Here is a 12,384-nt window from a genome sequence, read left to right as displayed (position 1 = left end):
GGGGCCGCGCGGCTGGGCGGGTCGGGGGACGGCAAGAGCCGCTCCTGCGGGCCTCGTTTCGCGCCATCCATGGCGCTCAACGCCCCCGCCCAGCCCCACCGCCCGACGCCCCGACGGGTTCCGTGACTGCCAGCCGCGTAAAAAAAAGAAGAAAAGCGGTAGCGCCGACCCATGGTCGGCGAGCGCAGCGGGCCGTTGGCGGGAACATTCCGCCGACCATGGGTCGGCGCTACCAATTCGTGTGTCCCATGGCCGCCATGGACCTGTCGAACCTGCCCCGTCCCGCCAACCGCACAGCCCTGCAGCTTCTGACGTTGACGTTGACGTTGCCTCAGCCCTGCAGTCGTTCGAGAACGGCTGCGGTGGCCTCCGCGGTAGACACCGCAGCACCCGCAGCAGCGAGGTCGGCAGTAAACACCCCGGCATCCAGCGCCGCGTGTACGGCGGCTTCCACCGCCGCCGCCTCCGCTTCCAGGCCCAGCGAATGGCGCAGCAGCATCGCCGCGCTGAAGATCGTCGCGTAGGGGTTGGCGATGCCCTTGCCGGCGATGTCCGGCGCCGAACCGTGGATCGGCTCGTAGATGCCGACCGCACCGGGTTGTCCCAGCGATGCCGACGGCAGCAGGCCCAGCGACCCAGCCAGCATCGACGCCTCGTCGGTCAGGATGTCGCCGAACATGTTCTCGGTCACGATCACGTCGTACTCGCGCGGCTTGGCCAGCAGGTGCATGGCCATCGAGTCCACCAGCTGGTGTTCCAGCGCCACGTCGGGGAACACGTCCCGGCCCAGCCGGGTGGCGACGTCGCGCCACAGCCGCGAGGTTTCCAGCACGTTGGCCTTGTCCACCGAGGTGACCTTGCCACGGCGTTGGCGGGCCAGCTCGAAGGCGCTGCGCAGTACCCGCTCGATCTCCTCCACGCTGTAGCTGCACAGATCGCTGGCGGCGTCCGCCGTGCGGGTCTTCTCACCGAAGTAGATGCCACCGGTCAGTTCACGTACCACCACGAAGTCGACGCCGCGCAGCAGTTCGGCCTTGATCGGCGAAGCACCCAGCGCCGCTTCATGCGTGCGTACCGGGCGCAGGTTGGCATACAGGCCGAGCGCACGGCGGATCGCCAGCAGGCCCTGCTCCGGGCGCACCTTCGCATTCGGATCGGACCACTTCGGGCCGCCCACCGCGCCCAGCAGGATCGCGTCCGCTGCACGGCAGGCGTCCAGCGTGCTCGCGGGCAGCGGCTCGCCATGGCGGTCGATGGCAATGCCGCCGATGTCGTGTTCGTTGAAGTTGAAGGTGTGGTTGAAGCGGGTGGCGACGGCTTCCAGTACGGCCACGGCGGCGGCGGCCACTTCCGGGCCGATGCCATCACCGGGCAGTACGACGATCTCAGCGTGCATGTTCAGTCTCGTAACGTTCAATGTCGGGGACGCGGCCCAGCAGGTAGCCCAGCTGGTCGACACCTTCCAGCAGGCAGGTCTGCGAGAAGCCGTCCAGCGGGAAAGTGTAGACGCGGCCATCGGGGGTGCGCAGTTCGCGCGCGGCGATGTCGATGGTCAGCACGTCGTCCGGGCGCTGCATCAGCGCCTGCACGTCGGCTTCGTCCAGCACCACCGGCAGCAGTCCGTTCTTCAGCGAATTGCCACGGAAGATGTCGGCGATCTCGCTGCTGACGATCGCGCGCAGGCCCAGGTCGGTCAGCGCCCACGGTGCATGTTCGCGCGAGGAACCGCAGCCGAAATTGCGCCCCGCCAGCAGGATGCTGCGGCCGGCGTTCTGCGGCTGGTTGAAGGCGAAATCGGCGTTGGGCGTGCCATCGCTGGTCCAGCGCCAGTCGTTGAACGCGTTGCGGCCCAGTCCGGCACGTTCGGTGGTGGACAGGAAGCGCGCCGGGATGATCTGGTCGGTGTCGATGTTGGTCTGGCGCAGCACCACGCTGGCCGACGCCAGGGTACGGAAGCCGCTCATCAGGCCACCTCCTGGTTGAACAGGTCGCGGGTGTCGGAAACGCGGCCGTTGACGGCGGCCCACGCGGCAGTCATCGGTGAGGCCAGCAGGGTGCGGGAGCCGGGGCCCTGGCGGCCTTCGAAGTTGCGGTTGCTGGTGCTCACCGCCAGCTGGCCCGGAGCCACCAGGTCGCCGTTCATGGCAATGCACATCGAGCAGCCCGGCTCGCGCCACTCGGCACCGGCAGCGCGCACGATGGCATCGATGCCTTCGGCCTCGGCCTGGCGCTTGACGATTTCCGAGCCGGGGACCACCAGCATGCGCACGCGATCAGCCACCTGCCGGCCGTGCAGCACCTGGGCGACTTCCCGCATGTCGCTCAGCCGCCCGTTGGTGCACGACCCCACGAACACCACGTCTACCGGCGTTCCCTGCAGGGTGTCGCCGGCATGCAGCTGCATGTAGTCCAGGCCCTTCTGTGCAGCGGCATCGTTGGCGGCGGGGATCGGCGCGTCGACGGCGATCGCGGTACCCGGATGGGTGCCCCAGGTCAGCGTCGGACGGATGTCGGCCGCGTCGATCGTAACCTCCGCATCGAAGCGCGCGCCGTCGTCGCTGCGCAACTGCGTCCAGCGTCCGACGGCGGCGTCGAAGTCGGCCCCCTTCGGGCCGCGCGGGGTGGCGGCCACCCAGTCGAAGGTGACCTGGTCCGGGGCCACCATGCCCGCGCGTGCGCCCGCTTCGATGGACATGTTGCACAGGGTCATGCGCTGTTCCATGTCCATTGCCGCGATGGTGCTGCCACGGAACTCCAGCACGTGGCCGGTGCCGCCGTTGACCCCGATCACGCCGATGATGTGCAGCACCACGTCCTTGGCGCCGACGCCGGCCGGCAGGACGCCGTCCACGGTGATCGCCATGGTCTTCGCCTTGCGCTGCAGCAGGCACTGCGTGGCCAGCACGTGGCCGACCTCGCTGGTGCCGATGCCGAAGGCCAGCGAACCGAATGCACCGTGGGTGGAGGTGTGGCTGTCGCCGCAGACGATGGTCATGCCGGGCAGGGTGAAGCCCTGTTCCGGTGCGATGACATGCACGATGCCGCGGTCGGCCGAGGCCATGTCGAACAGTTCCACGCCGTACTCGGCGCAGTTGCTGGCCAGCATCGCGACCTGGGCTTCGGAGGCGGCGCTGGCGTAGGGCAGGGAACCATCGGCGCGCGCGGGCAGCGTCGGCGTGGAGTGGTCCATGGTGCCCTTGGTGCGGTCCGGCCGGCGCGGCGACAGGCCGCGTTCGCGCAGCTCGGTGAACGCCTGTGGCGAAGTCACTTCGTGGATCAGGTGCAGGTCGATGTACAGCACGGCGGGCGCGCTGTCGGATTCGGGGACGACCACGTGGGCGTCCCACAGTTTGTCGTACAGGGTGCTGGGTGCGGGGGTCATGCGATGGCCTGGCAGGAAGGTGCGATGAAGAACATCGGGTGTAATCAGGAGGAGGTCAACACTCAGCGGCGACGTGCAAGCACACGCAGCCGCACATAGTCGGCGAGTGGCAGGCCAGACGCATCACGCGGCAGCTCGGCCAGCAGGGTCTCGCTGGCCACGCGCACGCGGCTGGCAGCGGTGCTGTCCAGGTCGGCCAGCAACGGTGCGGCGAACACCCGCAGCCAGCCGGCGATACCGGTAGGCAGTGGGGTGGGGCGCTCCACGCGTTCGGCGAACTGTACGTGGAAGCCATGCTGGCGCAGGCGGTCGCTGTACGCCTCCACGCTGGGGAAGTACCAGCTGAACGGACTTTCGCCGTGGCCGTGCGCCACGCGGGCGGCCTGCACGGCGCCGACGATGGCGGCGATGTTGCCATCACCGCCGAACTCGGCGACCAGGCGTCCGCCGGGTTTCAAGGCACGCCGCACGCCGGCCAGCACGCGGTCCGGCTCGCGCATCCAGTGCAGCGCGGCGTTGCTGAACACCGCATCGAATCCGCCATCGAAGGCCAGTGCATGGCCATCCATGACCTGCGCATCGACCCCGCGTGCGCGTGCGGCGATCACCAGTTCGGGCGAGGCGTCGACGCCGATCACCTGGGCACCGGTCAGTGCCAGTTCGGTGCTGAGCACGCCGTCACCACAGCCCAGGTCGAGGATCCGTTCACCCGGTCGTGCATCGAGCAGGCGCGCGATCGCGCTGCCCAGCACCGGCACGAAGCCGGCGTCGATGGCGTAATCCTGGGCGTCCCAGGTCTGGCCGGCATCAACGGTCGCGGAGGTGAAGGCGCTCATGCTGGACTCCTCAGGCGTGGGCCGCGGCGGCGGCGGTGTCAGGGGCGGCCGTGGCTTCGCGCTGGCGCAGCAGGCGGTTGGCGACGTCCAGCCAGGCCAGTGCCGAGGCTTCGATGATGTCGCGGCTGGTGCCGGTGCCTTCGAACACCTCATCGCCACTGCGGACGCTCAGGTTGGCTTCGCCGCGTGCGTCGGCGCCGATGCCCACGCTGTGCACCTGGTAGCTGTCCAGCTGCAGGCTGACCCCGGTGGCCGAAGAGAGTGCCCCGAACAGCGCATCCACCGGGCCATCGCCCTGTGCGGTTTCGGCCACCCGGTTGCCATCCGGATCGGACAATTCGACCAGCGCATTGGCACGGCTGCCGACATCGCTGATGGTCATCGAGGCCAGGCGGTAGCCCTGGGTGCTGGCACCGCCCTGCATCAGGGTCTGCAGGTCCGAATCGGTGACCACGCGCTGCTGTTCGCACAGCGACTTGAACTGCTCGAATACCAGCTTCAGTTCTTCTTCTTCCAGCCAGAAGCCCAGTGCGCGCAGGCGCGCTTCGACCGCGGCGCGGCCACTGTGGCGGCCCAGCACCATCTGCGAATCTTCCCAGCCCACGTCCTCCGGACGCATGATTTCGTAGGTGCCGCGGTGGCGCAGCATGCCGTGCTGGTGGATGCCGGATTCGTGGGCGAACGCGTTCGCGCCGACGATCGCCTTGTTGCGCTGGACCGGCATGCCGACCAGGCGCTGCAGCAGCTGCGAAGTGGAGACGATGCGCTGGGTGTTGATCGCGGTGTCCTGGTCGTAGAAGGCCTGGCGCACCTTCAGTGCCATCGCGATTTCTTCCACCGCGCAGTTGCCGGCGCGCTCGCCGATGCCATTGACCGTGCACTCCACCTGGCGGGCACCGCCTTCGATGGCGGCCAGCGAGTTGGCCACCGCCAGGCCCAGGTCGTTGTGGCAGTGCGCGCTGAAGATCACCCGCTCGGCGCCGCTGACGTCGGCCACGCCGGCGATCACCTGCTGGAACATCGCGCGGATTTCCTCCGGCGTGGTGAAGCCGACCGTGTCCGGCAGGTTGATGGTGGTGGCGCCGGCCGCGATCGCCACGCGCGACACTTCGATCAGGTAGTCCAGTTCGGTGCGGGTGGCATCCTCGGCGGAGAACTCGACGTCATCGATGTAAGAACGCGCCAGCGCGACATGCTTGCGCACCGATTCCAGCACCTGTTCGCGGGTCATCCGCAGCTTGTGCTCGCGGTGCAGCGGGCTGGTGGACAGGAACACGTGCAGGCGCGGGTGTGCGGCCGAGTCCAGCGAGCGCACCGAGGTTTCGATGTCGGCGGCCAGGCAGCGCGACAGCACCGCCAGCACCGGGCGCTGCACCTCGCGGCCGATCATCGTCATCGCTTCGCGGTCGGATTGGGAGCTGGCCGGGAATCCGGTTTCGATCACGTCCACGCCCAGCTCGTCCAGCGCACGCGCCATGACCAGCTTCTGCTGCGGGCTCATGCTGCAGCCGGGCGACTGTTCGCCATCGCGCAGGGTGGTGTCGAAGATGCGGATGCGCGGCGGGGTAATTCGTTCGATGGTCGGCGTGGTCATGGGGAAGTCTCCTCGACAGCGGGCAGTGCGGCGTGCAGGTGGGAAGGGGAAGAAGCAGGTTTCAAGGCAGGGAGTGCGACCGCCACGGCGGGCGTTCGCAGGGTTTCGGGGCGGCGTCGGCGCGGCTTGCGCGGCGCGCGCGGGCGGACGTCGGTGAGCAGCCCGGCCAGTACCGAGGCGTCGATGTTGCCGCCGGAGACGACCGCGAACTTGCGGCGGCCGGCAACCCGGCGACCGGCGGCCAGTGCCAGTGCGCCGGCGCCTTCGGCGATCAGGTTCTCTTCCAGCGCCAGCCGGACCAGCGTCTCGCGCAGCTCGGCTTCGCGAACGATCACCACGTCATCCAGCAGCGAGGCGCACAGGCGGCGGGTCAGGAAACCGGGGATCTTGACCCGCACGCCGTCGGCCAGCGAGGGCACCGGGGCAATCGGACGGATGTCGCCGCTGATCGCGCGGGCCATCGAATCCACGCCCTCGACCTGCGCGCCGACGATCCGCACGCCCTGCGATTTCAGCGCCAGGGCCACACCCGATGCCAGCCCGCCGCCACCGATGGGCACGATCACCACGTCCGGCGAATGCGGCGCCAGCTCGATGCCGACCGTGCCCTGGCCGGCGATGACATCGGCATCATCGAAGGCGGACAGGAAGCGGTAGTCATGGCGCTGGGCCAGCTCCACCGCGAAGGCCCAGGCATCGTCGTAGCTTTCGCCATGCTGGCGGACGGTGGCGCCCCAGTGGGCGACGCCGGCGATCTTGTTGGCCGGTGCGCCGTGCGGCATCACCGTGATTGCCTGCACGCCCAGCCGATGCGCGGCCCACGCTACGCCCTGGGCGTGGTTGCCGGCAGAGGCGCAGATGATCGGGCGCAGGTCGCCGCGCTCGCGGCCGGCCAGCAGCGCGTTCAGCGCGCCGCGCACCTTGTAGGAGCCGGTGCGCTGCAGGTTTTCCAGCTTCAGCCAGGTGCCGAAGCGTTCGGCGTGGTGCAGCGGCGTGGGCGGCAGGAAGCGGCGCAGGCGGGCCTGCGCGGCCAGCACGTCGGCGACGGTTACATCGCCTACGTCGGGTTCGGTGCCGGCGCGGTCAGCGGCAGGCATGGGGGACCACGCGTGGTGCGCACGGCGACGACGACGGGCGGCGAAGAAGACGCCTCCGTGCCGGCACCGCTTGCACGGTACGGGCGCTCATGCGGCGACTCCCTGCAGTTCGGTCACCTGGACCGATACGCAGTCGTAGATTTTTTCGATCTGGCGGCACAGGGTTTCCGGCGGACGGCTACCGTCCACCACCAGCTGCAGGTGCCAGCGGCCGTGGTCGTCGGCATCGGGGGCACCGTTGATCGCGCGCGGTGCGAAGCCGCGCCGTTCGGCCATGCCGATCACGCGTAGCAGCGCGCCTTCGGCGGGGTGCAGCACCAGGTCAAGCCGGTATTGCATTGGGAGTCTCCTGGCTGACATGGGCGGGATTGGATTCCAGCATGGTGCTGTTGGCGGTGTTGGGCGGAACCAGCGGCCAGACGTTGGCACGCGCATCGATGGCCACGTGCAGCAGCGCCGGACCGGGTTCGGCCAGCAGTGCGGCCAGCCCACCTTCGACGTCATCGCGTGCATCGATGCGGGTCGCGGCGATGCCGAACACCTTGGCCAGGGCGACGAAGTCCGGGTTGTCGGACAGGTCGATCTCGCTGTAGCGCTCGGCGAAGAACAGTTCCTGCCACTGCCGGACCATGCCCAGCGAACTGTTGTCCAGCAGCACGATCTTCACCGGCAGGCGGCAGCGCGCGATGGTGGTCAGCTCCTGTACGTTCATCATGAAGCTGCCATCGCCGGACACCAGCACCACGGTGCGGTCCGGGCAGGCGAACTGGGCGCCCATGGCGGCCGGCAGGCCGAAGCCCATCGTGCCCAGCGCGCCGCTGGTCAGGTGGTTGCGCGGATGATTGAAACGGCAGTGCTGGGCCACCCACATCTGGTGCTGGCCGACATCACAGGCGATCACTGCATCGGCCGGCGCCAGTTCGCTCAGGCGCTTCAGCAGGGCCGGGGCGTAGATGTGCTTGCCCGGTGCGTCGTAGCGGGCGATGAACTTCTCGCGGTGCTGCGCGCAGCGGTTGCGCCAGGCCGCCTGCGTGGCCGGCGGTGCCGGGAAAGCGGCATGCAGGGCGCGGATGGCCTGGGCGACATTGCCGGGGACGGCGACATCGGCGGTGCGCAGCTTGGAAATTTCATACGCATCGGCATCGATGTGGACCACGCGCGCGAAGGGCGCGAACTCGGTCAGCTTGCCGGTGGCACGGTCATCGAAGCGCGCGCCCAGCACCAGCAGCAGGTCGGCCTCCTGCACGGCCATGTTGGCTGCGCGGGTGCCATGCATGCCCAGCATGCCCAGCGACTGCGGGTGGCCGGCGGGCAGCGCGCCCAGGCCGCGCAGGGTCAGCACGGCTGGAATCCCACTGGCCGCAGCGAAGTCGCGCAGCGCATCGACGGCGTCACCCAGCGCGATGCCACCGCCGGCGTAGATCACCGGCTTTTCCGCGCCTGCAATGGCGGCGATGGCATCGGCGATGGCCTGCTCGGCCGGCGCGGGCGGTGCTTCCACGGTGGCCGGCACATGCGCCGGCAGATGGCTTGCATCGGCTACCTGGACATCCTTGGGCAGATCGATCAGCACCGGGCCGGGACGGCCTTCGCGTGCGATGCGGAACGCCTCGGCGACCACGCGTGGCAGGTCATCGACGCTGCGCACCAGCCAGCTGTGCTTGACGATCGGCAGGGTCAGCCCGAACACGTCCAGTTCCTGGAACGCGTCGGTGCCCAGCAGCGGCGTGGCGACCTGGCCGGTGATGCACACCATCGGCACCGAATCCAGCATCGCATCGGCGATGCCGGTGACCAGGTTGGAAGCGCCCGGACCGGAAGTGGCGATGCACACGCCGACCCGGCCACTGGCACGCGCGAAGCCGTTGGCGGCCAGTGCGGCGCCCTGCTCGTGGCGCACCAGCACGTGCTTCAGCCGCGAATCCACCAGGGCATCGTAGAACGGCATGATGGTGCCGCCGGGGTAGCCGAACAGCGTCTGCACGCCTTCGGCCTCCAGCGCCTGGGTCAGCCAGCGCGCGCCGTTGGGCGGCGCGCTGCGTTGTGCGGGGATGTTCATGGGAAACCTTGCAGAGCGGGTGGGGGAGGGCCGCGTGGGTTACGCGGCCTGGCCTTGCAGCCAGACCATCTTGGCGCGCAGTTCCTTGCCTACCTTCTCGATCGGGTGGTCCAGGTCGGCCTGCTTGAACTTGTTGTAGTTCGGCAGCCCCGCTTCGTATTCGGCAACCCAGTTCTTGGTGAAGGTGCCGTCCTGGATATCCTTCAGGACCTCCTTCATGCGCTCCTTGGTGCCGGCATCGATCACCCGCGGGCCGCTGACGTAGTCGCCGTACTGGGCGGTTTCGGAGATGAACTCCAGCATCCGCGAGATGCCGCCTTCGTAGAACAGGTCGACGATCAGCTTCAGTTCGTGCAGCACTTCGTAGTACGCGATTTCCGGCTGGTAACCCGCTTCCACCAGCGTTTCGAAGCCGGCCTGCACCAGCGCCGAGGCGCCGCCGCACAGCACTGCCTGCTCGCCGAACAGATCGGTCTCGGTCTCTTCCTTGAAGGTGGTCTGGATCAGGTTGGCGCGCGCACCGCCCAGGCCGGTGGCATAGGCCAGCGCGTGCTTGGCGGCATTGCCGCTCTTGTCCTGGTGCACGGCCCAGATGCACGGCACGCCACGGCCGATCTCGTACTCGCGGCGGACCAGCGCGCCGGGGCCCTTGGGCGCTACCAACACCACGTCCAGGTCTTCGCGCGGGGTGATCATGTCGAAGTGCACGTTCAGGCCATGCGCGAACAGCAGCACCGCGCCCTGTTTCATGTTCGGCGCCAGCACCTCGTCATACAGCTTCTTCTGCACCATGTCCGGGGTCAGCACGGCGACCAGGTCGGCATCCTTGACCGCCTCGGCCGGGGCCTTGACGGTGAAGCCGTCGGCCTGGGCCTTTACTTCGGTCGGGCCGCCGGGCCGCAGGCCCACCACCACGTCGAAGCCGGATTCACGCAGGTTCAGTGCGTGCGCGCGGCCCTGGCTGCCGTAGCCGACGACAGCGATCTTGGTCTGGGGCAGGTCGTTGGTGCTCATCGTGGTGGTTCCTTGCAGAGGTATTGGGTGAGGAGGGAGGGTGTTGCCCTGTTCTGAAACGAAAAAACCCGCGCCGGGACCGGTGCGGGTTCTGATCGAGTACCTGTGTGTCTGTTGCTTACACGCTGGCTCGTCCCGCTCCGGTGGGCTGGCTAATAAGTACGAGTACGAGGAGCGAACGCAGCGAGGCGGCGCCGGTGGCGGCGGGCTCGAAGTTCGTCGGCGGTGGCGTGTGGCGCTGCAACATGGGTCCGAGGAAAACATGCGCGCCAAGGTGTGTCAACCCTTGTCGACGCATGCAGATTGGTTGCCGCTGAATCCACGCGAAAGCCTTGTGCCACCTGCATTGTTGCGCATGAAACCAGCGTCGTGCCGCAGGGCGGAGCGAGCCGTTCACGCCATTCGCGCAGTCGTCGGGCTGCCCGCGCCACACGTCCATGACCTATGCCGGATACCCGGCAAGACGCAGACAGGCGACTATCACGGCATCCCTTTCCAGGAACTCCCCGACGTGACCCGACGACTGACCCGCTGCCTGCTGGCCGCTGCCCTGCTGGCTTCGTTGCCCGCGCTTGCCCTCGCCGCTGATCGCGTGACCGGCCACGGCTTCGCCACCCGTTCGGAAGTGATCGCGCCGCATGCGATGGCGGCCACGTCGCAGCCGCTGGCCACCCAGATCGCGCTGGAGGTGATGAAAGGCGGCGGCAGCGCGGTCGATGCCGCCATCGCCGCCAACGCGGCACTGGGCCTGATGGAACCCACCGGCAACGGCATCGGCGGCGACCTGTTCGCCATCGTCTGGGATCCGAAGACCCAGCAACTGCATGGTTACAACGGCTCCGGCCGTTCGCCGCGATCGCTCACCCTGGCCGAGTTCCAGCGTCGTGGGCTGAAGGAAATCCCGGCTACCGGCCCGCTGCCGGTGTCGGTGCCCGGCGCCGTCGATGGCTGGTTCGCGCTGCACGAGCGCTTCGGCCGCAAGCCGATGGCCGACAACCTGGCGCCCGCCATCCGTTACGCGCGCGAAGGCCATCCGGTGGCCGAGGTCATCGCGTACTACTGGGATCGATCGGTCCCGCGCCTGTCGCAGTACCCCGGTTTCAAGGAACAGTTCACGATCAACGGCCATGCCCCGCGCAAGGGCGAGCTGTGGAAGAACCCGAACCTGGCCAACACGCTGCAGCAGATCGCCGATGGCGGTCGCGATGCGTTCTACAAGGGCGACATCGCGCGCACCATCGGGAGCTATTTCAAGGCCAATGGCGGCTACCTGAGCTTCGATGACATGGCTGCCCACCATGGCGAATGGGTTGACCCGGTGAGCAGCAACTACCGCGGTTACGATGTGTGGGAGCTGCCACCCAACAGCCAGGGCATTGCCGCGCTGCAGATCCTCAACGTGCTGGAAGGCTACGATTTCTCGAAGATCCCGTTCGGCTCGCCCGAGCACGTGCATTTGTTCGTGGAAGCCAAGAAGCTGGCCTTCGCCGACCGCGCGCGCTTCTACGCGGACATGGCCTTCCAGCCGGCCGCTCCGGTGGCCAAGCTGATCTCGAAGGAGTACGCAGCCGAGCGTCGCGCGCTGATTTCGATGGACAAGGCCTTGAAGGAAGTGCAGCCGGGCACGCCGAAACAGCTGGAAGAGGGCGACACGATCTACATGACCGTCGCCGATGCCGACGGCATGATGGTGTCGCTGATCCAGTCCAATTACCGTGGCATGGGCAGCGGCATGGCCCCGCCGGGGCTGGGCTTCATCCTGCAGGATCGCGGCGAGATGTTCGTGCTGCAGAAGGACCACCCGAATGGCTATGCGCCGGGCAAGCGCCCGTTCCAGACCATCATTCCCGGCTTCATCACCAAGGATGGCAAGCCCTACGCGAGCTTCGGCGTGATGGGCGGGGCGATGCAGCCGCAGGGCCATGCGCAGATCGTGATGAACCTGGTGGACTTCGGCATGAACCTGCAGGAGGCCGGCGACGCGCCGCGCATCCAGCACGAAGGGTCCACCGAGCCCACCGGCCAGGCCACGGCAATGAGCGATGGCGGCGAGGTCAACCTGGAGACCGGGTTTGCCTATGACACGATCCGCGCGCTGATGCGCAAGGGCCACCGCGTGGTGTTCGCCGACGGTCCGTATGGCGGCTACCAGGCGATCCTGCGCGATCCGGAGACGGGCGTGTACTACGGCGCATCCGAGAGCCGCAAGGATGGGCAGGCGGCGGGGTATTGAGGGGTAGGTCGAACGGGTGAGACCCCCTCGCGGGTGGCTGAAAGCCGTTGCTGGGTCTGGGCCGGGCGGTGGGGCTGGTCGGGGGACGGCAAAAACTGCATCCATGCGGGCCTCGTTTCGCGCCATCCATGGCGCGAAACGCCCCCGCCCAGCCCCACCGCCCGGCCCC

Annotated in this window: 10 protein-coding genes; 1 reads left to right on the top strand and 9 read right to left on the bottom strand. The window is 68.3% G+C overall.

Annotation, left to right across the window (positions count from 1 at the left end):
* Window positions 1-331: 331 nt before the first annotated feature.
* The 9 genes from leuB to ilvC form a co-directional block, all read right to left on the bottom strand.
* A complete protein-coding gene (leuB, locus tag ABB28_RS14510) occupies window positions 332-1,396 on the bottom strand; it encodes a 3-isopropylmalate dehydrogenase (protein WP_057509305.1) in 1,065 nt (354 codons plus the stop codon).
* On the bottom strand, window positions 1,386-1,964 hold the full coding sequence (leuD, locus tag ABB28_RS14505; protein ID WP_057509304.1) for a 3-isopropylmalate dehydratase small subunit: 579 nt from the start codon (window positions 1,962-1,964) through the stop codon (window positions 1,386-1,388). Before leuD ends, leuB begins: the two co-directional genes overlap by 11 nt.
* On the bottom strand, window positions 1,964-3,382 hold the full coding sequence (leuC, locus tag ABB28_RS14500; RefSeq protein ID WP_057509303.1) for a 3-isopropylmalate dehydratase large subunit: 1,419 nt from the start codon (window positions 3,380-3,382) through the stop codon (window positions 1,964-1,966). The genes leuD and leuC overlap by 1 nt, the downstream gene beginning before the upstream one ends.
* 62 nt (window positions 3,383-3,444) lie before the next feature.
* Complete coding sequence (locus tag ABB28_RS14495; RefSeq protein ID WP_057509302.1) at window positions 3,445-4,218, bottom strand: class I SAM-dependent methyltransferase; 774 nt, start codon at window positions 4,216-4,218, stop codon at window positions 3,445-3,447.
* Window positions 4,219-4,228: 10 nt separating this feature from the next.
* Window positions 4,229-5,812, bottom strand: a complete 1,584-nt coding sequence (locus ABB28_RS14490; protein WP_057509301.1) for a 2-isopropylmalate synthase — start codon at window positions 5,810-5,812, stop codon at window positions 4,229-4,231.
* A complete protein-coding gene (locus tag ABB28_RS14485) occupies window positions 5,809-6,909 on the bottom strand; it encodes a threonine dehydratase (RefSeq protein ID WP_057509300.1) in 1,101 nt (366 codons plus the stop codon). The genes ABB28_RS14490 and ABB28_RS14485 overlap by 4 nt, the downstream gene beginning before the upstream one ends.
* A gap of 87 nt (window positions 6,910-6,996) precedes the next feature.
* Window positions 6,997-7,248 (bottom strand): ACT domain-containing protein, encoded by a 252-nt coding sequence (locus ABB28_RS14480; protein WP_057509299.1) that lies wholly within the window; start codon window positions 7,246-7,248, stop codon window positions 6,997-6,999.
* Complete coding sequence (ilvG, locus tag ABB28_RS14475; protein WP_057509298.1) at window positions 7,232-8,968, bottom strand: acetolactate synthase 2 catalytic subunit; 1,737 nt, start codon at window positions 8,966-8,968, stop codon at window positions 7,232-7,234. The genes ABB28_RS14480 and ilvG overlap by 17 nt, the downstream gene beginning before the upstream one ends.
* 39 nt (window positions 8,969-9,007) lie before the next feature.
* Window positions 9,008-9,982 carry a ketol-acid reductoisomerase gene (gene ilvC / locus ABB28_RS14470; protein WP_057509297.1) on the bottom strand — a complete coding sequence of 325 codons (975 nt, stop codon included), beginning with the start codon at window positions 9,980-9,982 and terminating at the stop codon, window positions 9,008-9,010.
* A 523-nt stretch (window positions 9,983-10,505) separates the two neighbouring features.
* Here ilvC and ggt point away from each other — a divergent pair.
* Entirely contained in the window at window positions 10,506-12,215 is a 1,710-nt protein-coding gene (ggt, locus tag ABB28_RS14465) for a gamma-glutamyltransferase (RefSeq protein WP_152983486.1), read from the top strand.
* The last annotated feature ends 169 nt before the right edge of the window (window positions 12,216-12,384 follow it).

It is taken from the genome of Stenotrophomonas chelatiphaga, from assembly GCF_001431535.1.
Lineage (GTDB): Bacteria > Pseudomonadota > Gammaproteobacteria > Xanthomonadales > Xanthomonadaceae > Stenotrophomonas > Stenotrophomonas chelatiphaga.
The sequence above is the reverse complement of the archived record's forward strand: the minus strand, read 5'-3'. Positions and strand labels throughout refer to the sequence as shown.

Excerpts from the sequence above, each read along its gene's own strand:
- leuB (WP_057509305.1), bottom strand. The coding sequence starts at position 1,396 with ATGCACGCTGAGATCGTCGTACTGCCCGGTGATGGCATCGGCCCGGAA.
- leuD (WP_057509304.1), bottom strand. The coding sequence starts at position 1,964 with ATGAGCGGCTTCCGTACCCTGGCGTCGGCCAGCGTGGTGCTGCGCCAG.
- leuC (WP_057509303.1), bottom strand. The coding sequence starts at position 3,382 with ATGACCCCCGCACCCAGCACCCTGTACGACAAACTGTGGGACGCCCAC.
- ABB28_RS14495 (WP_057509302.1), bottom strand. The coding sequence starts at position 4,218 with ATGAGCGCCTTCACCTCCGCGACCGTTGATGCCGGCCAGACCTGGGAC.
- ABB28_RS14490 (WP_057509301.1), bottom strand. The coding sequence starts at position 5,812 with ATGACCACGCCGACCATCGAACGAATTACCCCGCCGCGCATCCGCATC.
- ABB28_RS14485 (WP_057509300.1), bottom strand. The coding sequence starts at position 6,909 with ATGCCTGCCGCTGACCGCGCCGGCACCGAACCCGACGTAGGCGATGTA.
- ABB28_RS14480 (WP_057509299.1), bottom strand. The coding sequence starts at position 7,248 with ATGCAATACCGGCTTGACCTGGTGCTGCACCCCGCCGAAGGCGCGCTG.
- ilvG (WP_057509298.1), bottom strand. The coding sequence starts at position 8,968 with ATGAACATCCCCGCACAACGCAGCGCGCCGCCCAACGGCGCGCGCTGG.
- ilvC (WP_057509297.1), bottom strand. The coding sequence starts at position 9,982 with ATGAGCACCAACGACCTGCCCCAGACCAAGATCGCTGTCGTCGGCTAC.